Origin of the sequence: Pantoea sp., assembly GCF_028283705.1 — a bacterium.
Classification (GTDB): Bacteria; Pseudomonadota; Gammaproteobacteria; order Enterobacterales; family Enterobacteriaceae; genus Pantoea.
In genome coordinates this window covers 303873-322142 of the sequence record NZ_JAPWKD010000011.1, presented here as the reverse complement: position 1 = coordinate 322142, position 18270 = coordinate 303873, and the positions used below count along the sequence as shown (strand labels likewise).

The window sequence follows — 18270 nt, the reverse complement described above, 5'->3', positions numbered from 1 at the left end:
GAGGTTCTGCGGAACCTCCTTCTTTGGCTGAATATCATACCCTTAGCCCGGTAAAACAGTCGTCACACGATTAAATGTGCCAGGGTTATTAACCTGATGAGAAGTAAACTCATTTGTTTTTAATTCCATGCTACCGTGAAATGAGAATGCCGGTTGCTGTAATGGTTTCAATCTTTTCTGTACTGTACAGGGATAGTCAGTCATACAGGCCAGCGCTCTGATCGTTGCGACAGCAAATTGATGGTTCTCCGGTTGGTTTATTGCCGAAGCAGGTTGATGAATCAACGGGAGAAATAAATATTTTGTCAGGTCATAAAAACAATAAGTCCTGGTCAGTTTTCTCAGGTGATCATTAATAGCGAAGCGGCTATGGTTATCTATTAATGCCTGCAACTCTTTTCGCCGGGCTGGCCAGCCGCTGGGTCGGTAACACCATGAATCATTGAGGAGTTGTTTAATTTCTTCCAGCGTATCGCCAGATGACGTCAGCGCCTTAATGACACGGATATCAGCAAGGCAGGCCTCACTAATCTGTTGTGAGAAATCTATTTTTATCAGGCGGTTTCTATGCCAGTTGCGCAGAATCTCAGGACAAAGATGGGTTAATCGGCACACTTCATCTGTGGTGTATCGCATATTTCATACTCTCCGGGGGAACTGTAAACAGAACATCAATACGCCCCTATCATGCTTTATTAATCTATCGGTTAATTGATCGCGATCATCATACCTCTTAAGAGGTATTATATTTCCTGTTGAACATCTTTAGACACAATAAATAATTGGATCTGTGAATGATTGTAAAAAAGCAAATATAGCGCTTCGCTTAATGACTGGCATAAATTTGTCGCGGCGAGATTAATCGCGCTGTTTCATTTTCGGCATTGTAAAAAGACGCACAATAAATTTCGCTGCTACGGAGTGAGAAAAAACGTCCGCGTCTTTGACCCACATCAAACTTTTTAATATTTAATCATTACTCTCAGGCTAACGATTTGCTCCCGGGCTTGATTGATGAAATTGCCCCTGAAGACCAGACTCAATCCAGTTGCAGCAATCATTGAGATTCGCTAATTCAGGAGGTTAGTCATGTCATCAGGACAGAATACGCCGCGTGTCTGGAATACGCGGCGCATCGAAAAACAGCGGAGACTGGCATCCGTACCGGTAGCGGGCAAAGTGCTTCCGGGCGATCAACTGGTAGAAATGCTTGAACGGTTGATTTCACCAGGTGACCGGGTGGTGCTGGAGGGGAATAACCAGAAACAGGCCGATTTCCTCTCACGCATGCTGGCGCAGGTCAATCCTGCTAAGGTCAACAATCTGCATATGATCATGCCGAGCGTTGGGCGCAGTGAACACCTGGATATTTTTGAGAAAGGGATCGCCCGTAAGCTCGATTTCTCTTTTGCCGGTACGCAGAGCTTGCGTATCTCCCAGTTACTGGAAGATAACATTCTCGAAATCGGTTCCATCCATACCTATATAGAGTTGTACTCGCGTCTGTATGTCGATTTAGCGCCCAACGTCGCGCTGATTGCCGGTTATAAAGCCGACCGTAAAGGTAATCTGTACACCGGTCCCAGCACCGAAGATACCCCGGCGCTGGTGGAAGCCGCCGCCTTCCACGATGGCATTGTCATTGCTCAGGTGAATGAACTGGTGGATGACGAATGCGATCTGCCACGCGTTGATATACCCGGCTCGTGGATTGACTACGTGGTGGTGGCAGATAAACCCTTCTTTATCGAACCGTTATTTACCCGTGACCCACGTCTGATCAAACAGGAACATATCCTGATGGCGATGATGGCCATCAAGGGCATCTACGCCGAACATCAGGTGCAGTCGCTGAATCACGGTATCGGGTTCAACACGGCGGCGATTGAGCTGCTGCTGCCAACCTACGGCGAACAACTCGGCCTGAAAGGCAAAATCTGTAAACACTGGACCCTCAACCCGCACCCCACGCTGATTCCCGCTATCGAAAGCGGCTGGGTGGAAAGTGTGCACTGCTTCGGCGGTGAACTGGGGATGGAAGAGTACATCCGCGCTCGTCCCGATATTTTCTTCACCGGTGCTGACGGTTCCATGCGTTCCAACCGCGCCATGTGCCAGCTTGCCGGGCAGTACGCAGTCGATATGTTTATCGGCTCCACCTTGCAGGTTGATGGCTCAGGGAACTCCTCCACTGTTACCCGTGGCCGTCTCGCGGGCTTTGGTGGCGCACCTAACATGGGCCACGATCCACATGGCCGTCGTCACGCCACACCCGCTTGGCTGGCAATGATCAACGAGCCTGATCCGCTCCAGCGTGGCCGTAAGCTGGTGGTGCAGATGGTGGAAACCTTCCAGGCCGGGGTGAAACCGACCTTTGTGGAAAAACTGGATGCAGTTGATGTGGCGAAAAGCGCCGGTATGCCGCTGGCTCCGGTGATGATCTATGGCGATGACGTCACCCACGTACTGACGGAAGAGGGTATCGCTTACCTGTATCGCGCCACCAGCCTTGAAGAACGTCGGGCGATGGTGGCGGCGGTGGCGGGTATCACCGATATCGGTCTGGGCGTAGATGCGAAACGCGTCGCCGAACTGCGCCGCAGCGGCAAAGTGGTGTTCCCGGAAGATATCGGTATTCGTCGTTCAGATGCCACCCGTTCTCTGCTGGCGGCCGGTAGCGTCGCTGACCTGGTTGAATGGTCAGACGGCCTGTACAACCCGCCCGCGAAATTCCGGAGCTGGTAATGAAACGACTCTCACCCACACCGGTTGAACATCGCCTGCAATGGCTGGCGCAGGTGGCGACCGATTGCCTGATTGAAGAAGTGAACCTCACGCCCAAGCCTGGGTTGGTTGATCGTCGCGGTAGTGGTGCACATCACGATCTCACGCTGGCATTGATGGAGCAATCCGCCCGCAGCCTGACACCGACTTTCTACGCGCTGGCGCAGCAAAGCTGGCAACGTCCGGCGGATATCGCTCTGCGGGAAACCATCGGGCAACTGGGGCGTGAAGGTGAGAGACAAATGATGATGGTGACCGCCGGGGTGAATACCCATCGCGGTGCCATCTGGGCACTGGGATTGCTGGTCAGTGCCTGCGCCATGCAGGCAGGGGTTGGCACCAGCCAGCACATCTGTGAGCTGGCCGCTCAGCTGGCAACATTGCCGGATCGCGCCGCGCCGAAAACCTTCAGCAAAGGGTTACGGGTGGTGCATCGCTTCCGGGTTCCCGGTGCACGCGAAGAAGCACAGCAGGGCTTTCCCCATATCACCCGACTGGCGCTGCCGCAGTTGCAGGCCAGCCGACGTAACGGGGCCGATGAAACGGCGGCGCGCATTGATGCGCTGATGGCCATTCTGACTTCTCTGACCGATACCTGCGTATTGCACCGGGCCGGGTTGCCAGCGCTGCGCGCCCTGCAGAACGGCGCGCGTCAGGTCCTGGCCGCCGGGGGCTATGCACAACCGGCAGGGCGCAGGGCGCTGGAAAAACTGGATAACGCGATGCTGGGGTTCAACGCCTCACCGGGCGGGGCCGCCGATTTACTGGCCGCCACATTGTTTCTTGACCGGATGACGGGCGCTCACGCATTGCCACTCAATGAATAAGAGGTAGCTATGGAACACATAACGTTGTCATACCCGTCCAGCCGCACGCTCAGCGGTAAGGCGCTGGCGGGGGTTGTGGGATCGGGTGATATGGAGGTGCTGTTTTCAGCTGACGATAAAAACGTCCTGAATATCGCGATTACCACGTCGGTGAACAACAGTCAGGCGCGCTGGGAAGCGTTGTTTAACCGCCTATCCCAGCTCACTGATTTGCCTGCGGGCCAGCTGGTGATTCATGACTTTGGCGCTACACCGGGTGTCGCACGTATTCGTATTGAACAGGTGTTTGAGGAGGTCGCTCATGCGTAACGACAGCAGTTTTATTGAGTTACGGGCGCGGCAACGGGCGCTGGCGTTACTCGACGCAGGCAGCATCCGCGAGTTGCTCGATCCTTTCGAAGGCGTGATGTCGCCGTGGCTGGAAAAGCAGGGCATCGTACCGCAGGCCGATGATGGCATGGTGGTAATGAAAGGTACCCGCAACGGTAAACCTACCGTGGTGGTCGCTATCGAAGGAACTTTCCAGGGCGGCAGCATGGGCGAAGTGTCCGGGGCCAAAATGGCCGCTGCACTGGAACTGGCTGCCGAAGACAACCGTAAAGGCATTCCGACTCAGGCAATTCTGTGCCTCGAAACTGGCGGTGTGCGCTTGCAGGAAGCCAACCTCGGCCTGGCAGCGATTGCCGATATCCATGCGGCCATCGTTGACCTGCGGCGTTACACCCCGGTGATCGGCATCGTCGCCGGTACGGTGGGTTGTTTTGGTGGTATGTCGATTGCCGCAGCGCTATGCAGCTATCTGATCGTCACTCGCGAAGCACGTCTGGGCCTGAACGGTCCGCAGGTTATCGAACAGGAAGCCGGCATTGAAGAGTACGACTCGCGCGACCGTCCGTTTATCTGGAGCATGACCGGCGGTGAAATTCGTTATCAAAGCGGGCTGGTGGAAGCGCTGGTGGGTGATGGCGTCAATGCGGTGCAGGCAGCGGTGGACACGGCGATTGCGCAGGGCGTACCGGCGCAGCATCGCAGCGATAACTATGCCTTCTATCTGGATCGTTTATCCCGCTTTGATACGCAGCAACAGGCCAGCACGGCCGTGATTCAACAGGTCTTTGCACCGGAGGTGAACAAATGAGCGCAATTAACAGCCGTGGTGAACTGTGGTTTAACCAGCTGACCGCCGGAGCAGAAAGAATGTTGGGCCTGTGCCCCTCGGTGCTGGCAGCTGATGCCGACGGTGTCCGCTATATCGCCGTGATCCCGGATGCACACAATCGCTACCCGCGTGCCGCCAAAGGGGAAGTGGGGTTACTGGAAGGCTGGACGCTGGCGAAAGTGGTGCACCAGACCATCGCCGCCGATGCCGATAAACCGACCAAACGCCCGATTGTCGCGGTGATTGATGTCCCCAGCCAGGCGTATGGCCGCCGTGAAGAAGCCTTCGGTATTCACCAGGCACTGGCGGGCGCAGCGGGTGCCTATGCCCAGGCCCGGCTGGCCGGACACCCGGTCATCGGGTTGATTGTCGGTAAGGCAATGTCCGGGGCGTTTCTGGCGCACGGGTATCAGGCCAATCGTCTGATTGCCTTTAATGATGCCGGTGTGCTGGTGCACGCAATGGGTAAAGAATCTGCCGCCCGCATCACGCTGCGTACCGTGGAAGCGCTGGAAAAACTGGCGGCGACCGTGCCGCCGATGGCCTACGACATCAGTAATTACGCCACCCTGGGCCTGCTTTCTTCGCTGCTGAACATTGCCGACCCGGATGCGCCGGGCGCGAGCGACCTCCAGCGGGTGCGTGACACGCTGGCTGCCGCGATTGAGGATGCTCGCCGTGATCCACGCCGTGGTTCCGGTGAGGTAGCTGCCAATCGCCAGGCTTCTGCGCAGGTACGCGAACGTATGCGTGCCGCCTGGTAATAAAAAAATAACAAAGACTTACCTGCCGGATAGCGACAGGACCGGGTGTGTGACTCACGCCCGGTGACCTGAAGCATCTGTTAAATGAACACCATCGCGTCAGTATTCACTCTTCTAATAACAGGTGATTTATGACTTACGTGATTCTTCATGCCCTTGCACCCATTTTTGTCATCATGCTGTTGGGTTTCTGGGCTGGCAAGGCTGGGATGGTCGATAACAAGAACGTCTCACTGCTCAATATTTTTGTGATGGATTTTGCCTTACCGGCGGCGCTGTTCAGTGCCACGGTGCAAACTCCCTGGAGCGGTATCGTTGCGCAGATGCCGCTGATTGTGGTGCTGACCCTGGCGATGTGGATTGCCTATGCAGCACTGTATTTCATTGCTGTCGGTGTGTTTAAAAAGTCTCCACAGGATGCGGCCGTGCTGACGCTGACCGTCGCGCTGCCCAACTATGCCGCGCTCGGGCTGCCGATTCTCGGCAGCGTGGTGGGTGAAGGTTCTGCTACCTCGCTATCGGTGGCGGTTTCCATCGCCTGCGGCTCCGTGCTGATGACGCCGTTCTGCCTGCTGATCCTCGAACGTGAGAAAGCGCGTGCTGCCGGTGAAACACAACGCTCAACGCTGGCCATGCTGCCGGTACTGATGTGGCGTTCAGTGAAAAAACCGATTGTCTGGGGACCGTTGCTGGGTGTGGTGCTGTCAGCATTTGGTGTGAAAATGCCTGACCTGCTGCTGGCGTCGATTAAGCCGCTGGGCCTGTCAGCCACCGCTGCCGCCTTGTTCCTGACCGGGGTGATCCTCTCGGCGCGTAAACTGAAAATCAACACGATGGTGATTAGCTCTACCGTCACTAAGTTGCTGATTCAACCAGCGATAGCCTGGGGGATTGTGTTGGTGTTCGGTTTACACGGCACCGTCGCGGTCACTGCTATTCTGATGATTGCGCTGTCTGCTGGTTTCTTTGGCGTGGTATTCGGCAACCGTTTTGGCGTGCAGTCACCGGATGCGGAAGCTGTGCTGTTGCTTAGCTCGCTGTTGTCGATTCTGTCGCTGCCGCTGTTTATCTCTTTAACCGCAGGAATCTGAAAATGAACTTCGCCGCACGTCCACATGACCTCCTCTGGCTGCGCCATGATGCAGCGCTACTTGGGGTGACAGAACCCTGGGTGGCGGAACTGTGGAACCATCAGCAACCGGTGGTGGTGCGGCGTGATGTGAGGAAGGATGGACTGATTCCGGTTGGCGTGCGTGGTCAGGCACGCCATCAGCGGGCTGCGGGTTGGGTCGCACCGCATGATGTCACTCACATCATCTCACCCGAAATGCTGGTCGTCCCGGCGAAGTTAAATGACCATCCGACGGTGCAGGCGCTGGTGATGTTGCGCCAGCACCCCTGGTCGTGGGAATGGGGCGTCACCGGCAGTACCGGCTTCGCACTGGCAACCGCTTTGCCGGTGTTGCATCGGGACAGTGATTTAGATCTGCTGATTCGTGCACCACAACCCCGGCAGCCCGTAGATTTTGCCCGCTGGCAACAGGCGCTGGCGGCGTTGCCCTGTCGCGCTGATACCCAGATAGAGACGCCGCAGGGTGGTTTTGCCCTGAATGAGTGGTTGCGTAGCGGACGGGTATTGCTGAAAACTGCGCGCGGGCCGCGCCTGACGGCTAACCCCTGGGCAGAGGAGACGCCATGAAAACCTTATTTACTTTCCCCGGCCAGGGTGCACAAAGGCCGGGCATGTTAGCTGAGTTGCCGCGCGATGAAACATGGCAGCTGGCGCAGGAGATACTGGGTGATGAACTGGCGACACTGGATAGCCACGAAGCGTTGCAGCACACCCGGGCAGTGCAGCTGGCGTTATTGATTGCCGGGGTGTCAGCCGCACGACGGTTGGTAGCCCAGGGCATCGAGCCGGATATGGTATGTGGTCTGTCGATTGGCGCTTATCCGGCGGCGGTGATTGCTGGGGCGCTGGATTTTGCTGATGCCATGCGGCTGGTTGCCCTGCGTGGTGACGTAATGGAAAGCGCGTATCCGCACGGCTATGGGCTGACGGCGATCAACGGTTTGCCACTGGAGCAGGTTGAACCGCTGGTGGATAACCAGCACAGTTTTATCGCCAACATCAACTCGGAAACACAAATCGTGATCGCTGGTAGCGAGCAGGCGATGCAATCCGCCGGTGATGCGGCGCGCGCGCGCGGGGCGCGTTGTGTCCGACGTCTGGCGATCAGCGTACCCTCCCACTGCGCATTACTGGCTGAACCGGCGAGTAAGCTGGTGGCGTCGATGAAACGGGTGACCCTGCAACGTCCGCGTTGTGCTTACCTGAGTGGCAACAGCGCTCGTGTGCTGTGGCAGCCGGAGCGTATTGCGGATGATCTGGCGCTGAATATGGCGCGCCAGGTACGCTGGCATGAGGCGATGGTCGCGGCTGAGGAGCGCGAAGTGCGGCTGGTGCTTGAAATGCCGCCAGGCGGCGTGCTGACCGGGCTCACCCGCAGCACGCAGCCGCAGGGTGAGTGTCTGGCGCTGGAACGCAGCAGCATGGAACTGGTGCATCATCTCTATGCCCGCCTGCATCAGGACGAGGGGCGCTGAGCCTTATGTTGTAGGCTTAAGGCATACATTCGACCTTCTGCCACCAGCGCCAGCAGGTTGGGATCGTGCTCGCGGTTGCGGGCAAAGACGATGGCGATTTGCTGGCGCATCTGATACGGCTCGGCCAGTTTAAGAAACTGCAAATCGTGTTCGTATTGTTTGCGCATGCGGCCCGGCACCAGCGAATAGCCCATCCCGGCCTGCACCAGACTCAGCATGGAAAAGATGTCATTCACCCGCGTGACAATATTGGGTTCGAAACCGGCGACATGACAGGCTTCCTGGAAGCCGGTAAAGGTGGCGAATCCTTCATCCAGCGAGACAAACGGCTTATCACTGTAGTCGCGCAGATCAATATCTGCTGTTGAATCGCGCTGCTCGGCAGTGGGCACCGCCAGATAGATATCATCCTGAAACAAACCCACCTGCTCAAACACCCTCTGGTCGATTTCGGTTGCCGTCACCGAGATGATCATCGCGTCCAGCTGATTGTTTTGCAGCATGCCTGTCAGCACCTGATTCGACCCCATCGTCAGGTTCAGCTCCAGCTCGGGGCGGCGCAGCTTCATATTCATAATCAGGCGCGGCACGGTATCCAGCGACAATGAATAGAGGGTGCCGATCCGCAGATGACCCAGCCCGATACCCGCCGTGCGTCGCGTCTCTTCCAGCCCCTGGCTCAGAGTTTGCAGCGCTTCATTGCTGTATTCCAGCAACGTCCAGGCGGCAGGTAACGCCACCAGATTGCGCCCCTTGTGGGCAAACAACGGACAGCGCAGACTCTCCTCCAGCGTATGTAACGCACGATGCACGCTGACGGTGCTAATGCCGAGAGTTTCTGCCGTGCGGGCCAGATTCTCGCTTTCCATATAGGTGCAGAAGATAAAAAGCTTACGCACCGTCAGGTCGTTATCGAAATTGAGTTTCATGGATAAAGGCTTAAAAATGAATTCGCTGGCTATGATACACCTTTCATTTTAATCATGCGGCTGCGATGTACCCGGGATTCGGCAAACGCGGAAATCAGCATAATGACGGTGGTGAGCCAGCCTGCCTGTTCCAGCGTCAGTTGTTGCACAATCCCCACAGCCAGACACAGCACCAGCGCCCCGACAATATGCGTCAGCGGGATGGTGCCGTACACCACCCGTTTATAAATGGCGCTGCCAATCAGGAAGATGATCGAACCGGCGCAGATCACCGCGCCGTGCAGGAACGTGACGCTTTGTTCCGGGTCTTCCTGAATCAGATCATTGCCCACCGCCATGACGATAATGCCGCCCACCAGGATCACATGGACGTAATGAAACATCGCGCCCATCCTGCCCGGATCGGTGGAATGGGTGATGGCCTGAGTCGCCTGTTCGCCGGAGGTGCCAAAGTAGAGCCACCACACTGCCATAGCCGACAGAAAGGTCGCCGCCATTGCCGACAACACCGGAAACGTCCATTCATCACTGGCGGCAAGGCTGCCGCCGGTTGCCAGCAGTGTTTCTCCCAATGCCACAATGACAAACAGCTGACAACGTTCGGTGAGATGTCCTCCCTCAATGGTCCAGTCGCGTGTGGAGGATCGCCCCATGCCGGGAAAGGCAAATCCGCTCATGGGTGAAAGGTACTCACATAACACGGCTAACGCCCACAATGCGGTACGCAGACTGTCGTTGCTGCGCGCCCCGGCACACCATAACGCCGCCGAGATAAGCAACCATACCAGCATGCGACGATAGTTGGCGGTCAGCGCATGGTGCTGACCAAGCAGGCAGACAATCCAGGCTGTGCGTCCCACCTGGATAATCACGTAAGCAGCAACGAAATAACCCGCCTTATCACCGAAGGCTTGCGGCAGGGCGGCGGCCATGATCAGCGCCGCCGCCATCACGACAAATAACAGCGTGCGGATCTGCGGGGTTTCCGGGCTGAACCAGTTGGTGACCCAGCAGGTGTATTGCCAGCCGAGCCAGACGGCAAACCACAGAATCAGCGTATGCAGCATGCCGCTGGCGCTAAGGTCGTGCAGCAGGGAATGACTGAGCTGCGTTACCGCAAAGACGTAAACCAGATCGAAAAACAGTTCTTCCCAGGTGACACGGGCATGGTGCCCGTCACGCTGGCGCAGCAGCGGATGCAGACGGCTATCTTCATCGGTCATGGCACTTACCTCAGCAGATGATCAACAGTGGAGTCAACTTACATATTAAGAGGTTATCGATAGTTGCGTGACGTTATCATTCAACATAAGATATTTGCGCTAAATTTGTGCCGCTCTCTCCCTGTCGGGGGCTTCCCGGCTTTAAAGAGGGCACAATGATGTGCGATTTAGTATTAAAACTGCTGGAACTGGCTGGCTTTGCGGGTGATGCGGAAGCGCTGATCCAGCACTGCTGGACAGGGGCGGCAACACAGGCGGGGAAATATACCGTTATTGTGGTTGTTGTTTTGATCGGACTTATGGTCCGGCGGTTGTGGAAAAAACTAAGGGGGCAAACGCTGCAACGTCGGCCCCCCAGGATAAACCACAAACGTAAAAAGTAGTTTTTCCGGCGGCACGGTCATACCCACTGTGCCGCCGTTTTTTATTATCAATAAGGTCTATATTTTCGTCAACCGTAATTTTTACGACCCATGCAAAATGTTACTCACTACGCGGCTGCAACTGATACACCCACGCGGTCACCTGCTGGCCTTGTGACGTCGTGACATCAACCTCCACCCGGTCATAGCCGTCTTCAAACTCATCCAGCATCGGCCAGTGGGCATCCAGCTGGTCTGACAAAAACAAATAACCCGCCACGCGCGGGCCGTTTTTATCCAGCACGATACCCGGGAAATCTGCCGCTGCGCCCCAGCCACGTTCGAAGAAGGTGCCAGTCACGTAACCCGCCAGCCAGTCGCCGCCGATGTTTTCCAGAATATGCGCATTGGAACGGCCCGGGCATAGCGTGCCGTAGACAAATAAAGGTTTCATTTTCCCTCGTAAAATCAAACAAAAGAACCACTTTAGCGCTCGTGGTGCGGGATGTCACCTGCACCACAGGAAAGCTGATAAGCAAAGTCTATCGCATTGAAAACCAATAACGTCTGGCTGGTAGCGGGCAGGGTGCGAATAATCATGTTATGACTATCTATCGCGTAAGAGTGGGGTTTCATAACCCTTCAGCCCTGACTTTCAGGCAGCTTGATGAAATTCTCGAACCACAACGTTTCTGGCGTACTGAGCCTGACAGTGGCCGCTTCCGTTACTTCACCGAATATCAATACCAGTCTGAGGTGCGGGACCTGTGTTCGGTATGTTCACTGGCGTATTCCCAGGCTTGCCGGGTGAAGCGTTGTCCCTTAATCCTGGTGGAGGTGATAGCGGAAGCGTGCTGAATCTAAAAGGGCGATTCATGCTTACGGCTGTTCTTTATCATCGTCAGCGGGGACGAGAGGTTCATCAATCTCGCTCTGCTTACCGGATTTCAACAGCTGAATATCCAGGATCACATAGGTCATGGTGGTAATAAACAGCGAGATAACACTGCCGATCACGCCACTGGTGGTAAAGGTGAAGAAGTTATACATCACCACCCAGGTCAGGCTGATAAAAAGCGCCAGGGAAGTCATGATCGCTGAGAAGGAATAATGTGTGGTGCGCGCACCCATCGCATTAATCTGCTGGCTCAGGTTGGTGCCGGTATATTTTTCCAGCAACACAACGCTGCGTTCCCAGTTCCGTGCGCGACGTGCGCTGCTGCGGGTAAAGAACAGAAACAGCAGCGAGAGGAAAAAGCCAGAAAAAGCGATTAAGACCGGCACCGCTTCCAGTGCGTACGCGATGCTTTTATGGCTGGTGTCTTTGGTGCTGAGGTCCAGCGTGAGCGATGCACCCAGCGCCGCGTAGAGAAATATAAACAGCACAAGAAATATCGCACCGCGCTTCCAGTTCAGCTCTGCTTCCTGGTTTACCTGCTGACGCGCCACCTGTAGCGCCTGCCGTAGCGGGTTTGCCTGCGCAGAATCCGCATCAATGCTGTCAATTTTCTCGCCAAAAAAGCTATGGATAAAGGGCTGATCGGCCTGTTCGATTGTAATACGCATAAAATTCCGTGTGACTTAACGAAGGTGGGTGAAAGTTTAACGCATTGAGCAGGTTAAAGGGACTGGTGAATATAAACGTGGCATGCCTGAGGTAATTTCACCGCCATTGAAGGCATTCAGAAGTTTTGCGGCCCATCACGCAAATCCAGTTTACCTGGCTCACGTACACTGAACCTCGCGATCATCACCGATCGCGCAGTTGACGACGGAGGATCACCTATGTCCTATGTTGATGGATTTGTTGTGGCGGTTCCGGTAGACAACAAGGAGGCTTATCTGGCGATGGCGGCCAAAGCCGCACCTTTGTTTAAGGAGTTTGGCGCGACGCGCATCGTTGAATGCTGGGCAGATGATGTACCGGACGGTAAAACCACCGACTTCCGCATGGCGGTAAAAGCGGAAGAGGACGAAACGGTGGTGTTTAGCTGGATTGAATACCCTTCGAAAGAAGTGCGTGATGAGGCTAATAAAAAACTGATGGCCGATCCGCGGATGAAAGAGATGGGCGAAAATATGCCGTTTGATGGCAAGCGCATGATTTATGGCGGTTTCGCTCCGCTGCTCGATGAATGACAAGGCCCTGCTGGCTGTGCGGCGTGCCGCCAGCCATCCCCATTACAAACTAATCAATTTTTTGACGCCCGGAATTTGCAGCATTGCCAGCGAAATCAGCATTGCCAGTGCTACCGTCAGCGCAATGACCAATAGCTTATCCACCACCGATCGGATGCTGATGGCCCACGCCAGAATATTGAAAACCAGATAATGCAGGATATAGACGCCGGTCATGGTTTTACCCAGAGTGGCGAAGACCGCCGGTAGCTTTTTCCAGTGCGCAGGCAGCGTGATGCCGTTAACGCTGATGGCTATCAAGATCACCAGAAAATAGACCTGCGACCCTGTCAGGACGAAATCATTGCCGGTAGAGATAAAGCGGGCGATGAAGTAGTAACGTTCATACAGCCAGGTAAAAAGATACACCGCGGGCAGCAACAGCAGGCTGAGCCGCACCACCCGCACCGATTGTAGCGTTTGTTTCACCATCGGCAACGCCATCAGACGGCCGGAGAGGTAATAGAGCACCCAGGTCCAGATGCGGTATTGCGGTAGCAGTGAGAACGCCCGGTTGTCCGGCCACAATACCGCGAGAATGTCATACAAAAATGCTGCCAGTAACAGGATAAAAATAATCGCTGCCGTTCTGCCGGGAAACAACATTAACCGGTCAATCAGGGGGTGTGACACGTAAATTAAAATCAGTGAAATCATAAACCACGGCTGAATCAGATAGCCTTTGTTCTGCACCCCGGCGAACCAGAAAAAGGTAAACCAGAAGAGAAAAATCAACAAAATGCGGCGAATCTTATCCAGTTGCCAGCTGGGGCTGTGATTCTGCCCGCTGTCGATATAACCGCTCAGTAAAAAGTAGAGCGGTGTGGCAATAGTGGAAATAAAACTCAGAATGTTGAGGGCCAGACTGTAATTGTAGTTATAGCGATCATAACTCTGATACAGGGTGAAAAAAGACACTGCCGTCATGCAGGCCAGCGTCTTCAACAGATTAAGCCCGGTGTTATTCATCAACAGCTTCCTTTGCATGGAAACAGCGATACAGTACCGGCAGCACCAGCAAAGTCAGCACCGTGGCGAAACCTAAGCCGAAAATGATCACCACTGCCATGCTCTGGAAAAAGACATCGCGCAACAATGGCAACAGACCCAGTACGGTGGTAAATGCCGTCAGCAGGATCGGTCGCAAACGCGAGGTCGCCGCATCCAGAATCGCGTCCTGTAGCGATTTCTGCTGTCGGAACTGGCGGGTTTCTTCAAGCAAGACAATGCCATTGCGGATCAGCATTCCCGAGAGACTCAACAACCCAATCAGCGCCATAAAGCCAAACGGAATACCGGTCAGCAGGAAGCCACAGGTGACGCCGATTAAGGCCAGCGGTACGGTGATCCAGATTGCCACCGCATCGCGCAGCGAGTTGAACATCAGGATGGTGATAACAAACATTACCAGGAAGCCAATCGGCAGCGAACTCAGCAACCCACTTTGCGCTTCACGTGAACTTTCCAGCTCGCCTCCCCATTCGAGGCGATAACCGGGCGGCAACTTCAGCTGTTCGATTTGTGGCTGCACCCGCGCCACCACCTGTGCCGCAGTGAACCCCAGGGCGGGGTCCGGGTCAGTTTGCACCGTTAATACGCGCATACGATCCCGGCGCATAATCAACGGGTCTTCCCACTCAAGACGGAAATCCGACACCACGTTGCTGAGCGGAACAAAGTGTTGTAATGAGTTGCTCCACAACTGAATGTTGGCAATGTGATCAATATTCTGGCGTTCATCATCCGCCGGATACAACATCACCGGGATCAGCCGCGAGCCATCGCGGAAGATACCCACCGCATCCCCGCTGAAATTCATGCGTAACGCCTGATCGATATCGCGTTTATCGATACCCAGTTCCTGCCCGCGCAATGCCGAGTATTGTGGGCGGATAACTTTGCTACGCTCTTGCCAGTCATTACGCACCGGGAACGTGGTGCCATCGGCCTGGAAAATGCCATCGATCTGGCTGGCAATGTGGCGCAACGTATCAGGATCCGGACCGATAACACGCAGGGCGATCGCGCTGTCGCTGGCGCTGCCGAACTGAATACGTTTAATGCGTTCATTCACCTGCGGATATTGCTGCTGAATATAATGCTCAGTCGCTAAGGCGATACGTTCCAGCTGGCGGCCATCTTTCACCCGCACCATGATTTGCGCGTAATTGGTGTACTGACGGGTGGAATCATAAGTCAGGGTAAAACGCATCGCGCCCTGACCAATGGTGGTGACGGTAGCCGCTACCCCCTCTTCCTGATTAATAAAACGCTCGATTTGCGCGGCGGTCGCGGCGGTATGGTTGATATCGGTGCCATAGGGCAGCCAGAGATCGGTGAAAAATATCGGCGTGTTGGAGGAGGGGAAGAAGTTCTGTTTAACAAAGGTGAAGCCATATAAGGATGCGGCCAGGCAGGCTACCATCACTGTAATTGTCAGCCAGCGCACGCGAATCAATGCGGTCAGTGTGCGGCGGTAGACGCGAAACACAATGCCCTGATAAGGGGATTGATCGTCCTGTTGCGGCATTTTTAATTCTTTACGCCGCGCTTCGCTCCATTTGATAAACACTGGCGTCAGCGTCAGTGCAGTAACCCAGCTGAGTAGCAGGGAGATCAGCAGCACCTGGAACAGGGATTTACAGTATTCACCGGTGGAGTCCTGAGACAGGCCAATCGGGGCGAAAGCGATGATGGCAATCACCGTTGCGCCCAGTAGCGGCAACGCCGTGCGTTGAATCATTTGCGTGGTGGCCTGCTGCAACGGTTTCCCGCGCTGCTGGTCGATCTTAATGCCTTCCACCACCACAATGGCGTTGTCCACCAGCATACTGAGCGAGATGATCAGTGCGCCCAGCGAGATGCGTTGCAGTTCCAGCCCGAACAAATACATCACCAGCAACGTACCCAGCACGTTGAAGGCCAGCGATGCGGCGATGACGATGCCGCTGCGTACCCCCATAAAGATCAGCAGCGTTCCGACGACAATCGCCAGTGCCATCAGGAAGTTAAGGATAAATCCATCTACCGACTGTTTCACTTCCTGCGCCTGGTTATAAAACACCTTCAGTGAAATGCCTGCCGGTTTGTCCTGCTGATAAGCGTCGAGCTTTTGCGTCAGCGCATCACCGACGTTAATCACGTTAACGCCGGGCGCAAAGGAGACGCCAATCGCCAGCGCCTCATGCCCATCAGCATGGTAGAGATTATCCGGGGTGTCGGTCACGCCGTGTGACAGGGTGGCGATATCGTGCAGATGCAGGGTTTGCGTGGTGCCGGGGCGCGATATCGGCAGGTTGGCTAAATCCTCCAGCGACTGAAATTCACCGGTGGGGTTAAAACGGATGGATTCACCATCAATACGGATACTTCCGGCGTTTGAGACGACGTTGCTTCGGCTAAGCAAATCAGCCACCCGCGCTGTGGTAATACCGTAGCTGCTCATTTTCGTACTGGAGAGAGCGATACGGATTTGCTCCTGCTGCACACCCGCCACTGCCACTTTGGCCACGCCGGGCACCAGCACCAGGTCACGCCGCAGTTGGTCGGCGTAGTTACGCAGTTCGTCGTTAGTGAAATCTTTGCCATAAATCACAAAGAAATAGCCATAGACGTCGCCAAAATCGTCATTCACAAACGGGGTATGCGCCCCCGGCGGAAACTGAAGCGCGGCATCACCTACGCGACGCCGGAGTTCGTCCCAGATTTGTGGCAGCTGATTTGCCAGGTAGCTGGTATGAATCGAAACGGTGATCTGCGACAGGCCGTTACTGGAGATGGACGTGACGTTATCGAGTGAAGGGAGCCGCTGTAACGCGTTCTCCAGCGGTAACGTCACCTCCTCTTCCACCTGCTGTGCCGATGCGCCGGGATACTGCGTGACAATCACCGCGGCTTTAATGGTGAACAGGGGATCTTCGAGTCGGCCAATGTTGAGCAGCGCATAAATACCGCCAACGCCAAGCAGCAGAATGACCATCCAGATGCGGATGGGTTTATTAATAAAGTTGTCTAAAATCCGCATTATAACCCCCGCTCACGGGTCCAGATGCGGATCGCTTCGCCATTGCGTAGCTCGCCGGTTCCTGCTGACACAATACGATCGCCAGGTTTGAGTCCGGAAATAATCTCAACGCCTGCGGCACTGACATCGCCAACTTCTACCTGCTGATCTTTAACGTGTAAATCATTGCCCTCGCCGACAATCAACCAGACATGGGGCTGATTGGTGGGACTGCGATCGGGATTGAACACCGCAGCACCGGGTACCACCACGCGTGATTGCGCTGGCGCATTTGGCAGGTTATGCAACTGGACCCGTACCGACCCGCTTAGCCCTGCCACATTGGGTAAATCGGCCGGACGCGGCATGGTCAGTACCACTTGCCAGGTCATGGTAGCGGCATCGGTTTGCGTGGTGTGTTCTTTGTAGCTGGCGGTGAAGGTTCTGCCGGGCAGGGCGTTAAATTGCACCTCCGGCTGGTAGCTGACGTTCTGGATATCGAGACTGGTAAACAAACTTTCCGGCACGGTGAAGATCACATCCAGCACATCGGCGCGGGTTAGCAAGGCAATGGGTTGTCCTGCGGCCACCACCTGATGATTACGGACCTGAACTCTGGCAATCACCCCATCAAAGGGGGCGCGCAGGGTGAGAAATTGCAACTCTTCCTGAGCAATTCTTAGCGCAGTGGCGGCAGCATCACGATTGGATTTCTGCACATCCATATCAGCCTGCGACACGGCGCTGCGGTTGGAAAGTGAACGGAAGCGCTGATATTGCCGATCTGCCAGTTGGAACGTATTTTGCCGATCCTTCACGCGCAGACGTGCATCAGTATCATTCAGCGTCGCGAGGGTTTGATTGGCTTTAACCGTCATCCCATCACGTAAATCCAGCTGCGTGATTTGCCCCGCGCGTTTAAAAGCGAGGTCGGTGTTATCACCTGCCTGAATACGTGCCGGGAATATGCGGATATTGGAAGCATTGCCAGCGGCGATGGTAAACGCCTTAATTACACGAGGTTGCGGTGGTGGGGATTCTTTTTTTTCATCACAACCGGTAAGCAGAACACAGCAAAGCAGAAAAAGCATTGCCTTGTATTTTATCATTATTTTTCCCTCATCCCGAAAATACCGCGCCATGGATTAATCAGTTAATAAGGAACAATTTTAAGCATTACTACATTTGTGTTGCAGTTCAGAAAAGCTATCAGGAGATATGTGATACCACGAACCAGGTTAGCAGTCCCACCAGAGTGGTGGCGACAACTGCCATGATGACGAAGCCAAAAACCAACTTAACCATCTGTATTTCCATTATTATTTCCCTTTCTCTCTGCCGTTGATGGTGACAAGAGACGTGTAAAGCCAGAATCGGTACGTACAGGCAAGCTAACATTGCCATTCTGATAATATAGATTAGATTTAATTTATC

The 18270-nt window shown here is 54.8% G+C and carries 20 protein-coding genes; 11 read left to right on the top strand and 9 right to left on the bottom strand.

The window, feature by feature from the left end:
* Positions 1-42 precede the first annotated feature (42 nt).
* Positions 43-636 carry a MerR family transcriptional regulator gene (locus PW844_RS08440; RefSeq protein ID WP_299450287.1) on the bottom strand — a complete coding sequence of 198 codons (594 nt, stop codon included), beginning with the start codon at positions 634-636 and terminating at the stop codon, positions 43-45.
* Positions 637-1089: 453 nt separating this feature from the next.
* Between PW844_RS08440 and mdcA the strand changes: the two genes are divergently transcribed.
* The 8 genes from mdcA to mdcH all read left to right on the top strand — a co-directional run bounded on the left by mdcA (position 1090) and on the right by mdcH (position 8141).
* Positions 1090-2745, top strand: a complete 1656-nt coding sequence (mdcA, locus tag PW844_RS08435; RefSeq protein ID WP_299450286.1) for a malonate decarboxylase subunit alpha — start codon at positions 1090-1092, stop codon at positions 2743-2745.
* A complete protein-coding gene (locus tag PW844_RS08430; protein WP_299450285.1) occupies positions 2745-3611 on the top strand; it encodes a triphosphoribosyl-dephospho-CoA synthase in 867 nt (288 codons plus the stop codon). The genes mdcA and PW844_RS08430 overlap by 1 nt, the downstream gene beginning before the upstream one ends.
* Before the next feature lie 9 nt (positions 3612-3620).
* Positions 3621-3920: a malonate decarboxylase acyl carrier protein gene (gene mdcC, locus PW844_RS08425; RefSeq protein ID WP_299450284.1), complete on the top strand. Its 300-nt coding sequence runs from the start codon at positions 3621-3623 to the stop codon at positions 3918-3920.
* Positions 3913-4749, top strand: coding sequence for a biotin-independent malonate decarboxylase subunit beta (locus PW844_RS08420; RefSeq protein WP_299450283.1), 837 nt, complete (start codon positions 3913-3915; stop codon positions 4747-4749). The genes mdcC and PW844_RS08420 overlap by 8 nt, the downstream gene beginning before the upstream one ends.
* On the top strand, positions 4746-5534 hold the full coding sequence (gene mdcE / locus PW844_RS08415; RefSeq protein WP_299450281.1) for a biotin-independent malonate decarboxylase subunit gamma: 789 nt from the start codon (positions 4746-4748) through the stop codon (positions 5532-5534). Before PW844_RS08420 ends, mdcE begins: the two co-directional genes overlap by 4 nt.
* Before the next feature lie 131 nt (positions 5535-5665).
* Entirely contained in the window at positions 5666-6625 is a 960-nt protein-coding gene (locus tag PW844_RS08410; RefSeq protein WP_299450279.1) for an AEC family transporter, read from the top strand.
* Between the two features lie 2 nt (positions 6626-6627).
* Positions 6628-7233: a malonate decarboxylase holo-ACP synthase gene (locus PW844_RS08405; RefSeq protein ID WP_299450277.1), complete on the top strand. Its 606-nt coding sequence runs from the start codon at positions 6628-6630 to the stop codon at positions 7231-7233.
* Entirely contained in the window at positions 7230-8141 is a 912-nt protein-coding gene (mdcH, locus tag PW844_RS08400; RefSeq protein ID WP_299450276.1) for a malonate decarboxylase subunit epsilon, read from the top strand. Before PW844_RS08405 ends, mdcH begins: the two co-directional genes overlap by 4 nt.
* On the opposite strand, the gene PW844_RS08395 is transcribed toward mdcH, so the two are convergent.
* Both PW844_RS08395 and PW844_RS08390 read right to left on the bottom strand, forming a co-directional pair.
* Positions 8123-9070, bottom strand: a complete 948-nt coding sequence (locus tag PW844_RS08395) for a LysR family transcriptional regulator (protein WP_299450274.1) — start codon at positions 9068-9070, stop codon at positions 8123-8125. The two genes, mdcH and PW844_RS08395, sit on opposite strands and share 19 nt — an antisense overlap.
* A 29-nt stretch (positions 9071-9099) precedes the next feature.
* Positions 9100-10293 carry a low temperature requirement protein A gene (locus PW844_RS08390; RefSeq protein WP_299450273.1) on the bottom strand — a complete coding sequence of 398 codons (1194 nt, stop codon included), beginning with the start codon at positions 10291-10293 and terminating at the stop codon, positions 9100-9102.
* A gap of 155 nt (positions 10294-10448) precedes the next feature.
* Here PW844_RS08390 and PW844_RS08385 point away from each other — a divergent pair, with 155 nt between their 5' ends.
* Positions 10449-10676, top strand: a complete 228-nt coding sequence (locus PW844_RS08385; RefSeq protein ID WP_299450272.1) for a hypothetical protein — start codon at positions 10449-10451, stop codon at positions 10674-10676.
* Between the two features lie 100 nt (positions 10677-10776).
* Here the strand turns inward: PW844_RS08385 and PW844_RS08380 are convergent, their stop codons facing one another.
* Positions 10777-11109, bottom strand: a complete 333-nt coding sequence (locus PW844_RS08380; RefSeq protein WP_299450271.1) for a gamma-glutamylcyclotransferase family protein — start codon at positions 11107-11109, stop codon at positions 10777-10779.
* 32 nt (positions 11110-11141) lie between these two features.
* Entirely contained in the window at positions 11142-11291 is a 150-nt protein-coding gene (locus tag PW844_RS08375) for a hypothetical protein (protein WP_299451147.1), read from the bottom strand.
* Here PW844_RS08375 and PW844_RS08370 point away from each other — a divergent pair.
* Positions 11259-11513, top strand: coding sequence for a hypothetical protein (locus PW844_RS08370; protein WP_299450270.1), 255 nt, complete (start codon positions 11259-11261; stop codon positions 11511-11513). The genes PW844_RS08375 and PW844_RS08370 overlap by 33 nt on opposite strands.
* A gap of 21 nt (positions 11514-11534) precedes the next feature.
* On the opposite strand, the gene PW844_RS08365 is transcribed toward PW844_RS08370, so the two are convergent.
* Positions 11535-12221, bottom strand: a complete 687-nt coding sequence (locus PW844_RS08365; protein ID WP_299450269.1) for a hypothetical protein — start codon at positions 12219-12221, stop codon at positions 11535-11537.
* A gap of 219 nt (positions 12222-12440) precedes the next feature.
* Between PW844_RS08365 and PW844_RS08360 the strand changes: the two genes are divergently transcribed.
* On the top strand, positions 12441-12794 hold the full coding sequence (locus PW844_RS08360) for a DUF1428 family protein (RefSeq protein ID WP_208717807.1): 354 nt from the start codon (positions 12441-12443) through the stop codon (positions 12792-12794).
* A gap of 42 nt (positions 12795-12836) precedes the next feature.
* On the opposite strand, the gene PW844_RS08355 is transcribed toward PW844_RS08360, so the two are convergent.
* Genes PW844_RS08355 through PW844_RS08345 form a run of 3 tightly spaced genes read right to left on the bottom strand, consistent with a single transcriptional unit; the run spans position 12837 to position 17945 of the window.
* A complete protein-coding gene (locus PW844_RS08355) occupies positions 12837-13802 on the bottom strand; it encodes an acyltransferase family protein (RefSeq protein WP_299450265.1) in 966 nt (321 codons plus the stop codon).
* The gene (locus PW844_RS08350) at positions 13795-16857 is read right to left on the bottom strand and encodes an efflux RND transporter permease subunit (protein ID WP_299450264.1); all 3063 of its coding nucleotides are present in this window, start codon (positions 16855-16857) and stop codon (positions 13795-13797) included. The genes PW844_RS08355 and PW844_RS08350 overlap by 8 nt, the downstream gene beginning before the upstream one ends.
* Positions 16857-17945, bottom strand: a complete 1089-nt coding sequence (locus PW844_RS08345; protein ID WP_299450262.1) for an efflux RND transporter periplasmic adaptor subunit — start codon at positions 17943-17945, stop codon at positions 16857-16859. Before PW844_RS08345 ends, PW844_RS08350 begins: the two co-directional genes overlap by 1 nt.
* Between the last annotated feature and the right edge of the window lie 325 nt (positions 17946-18270).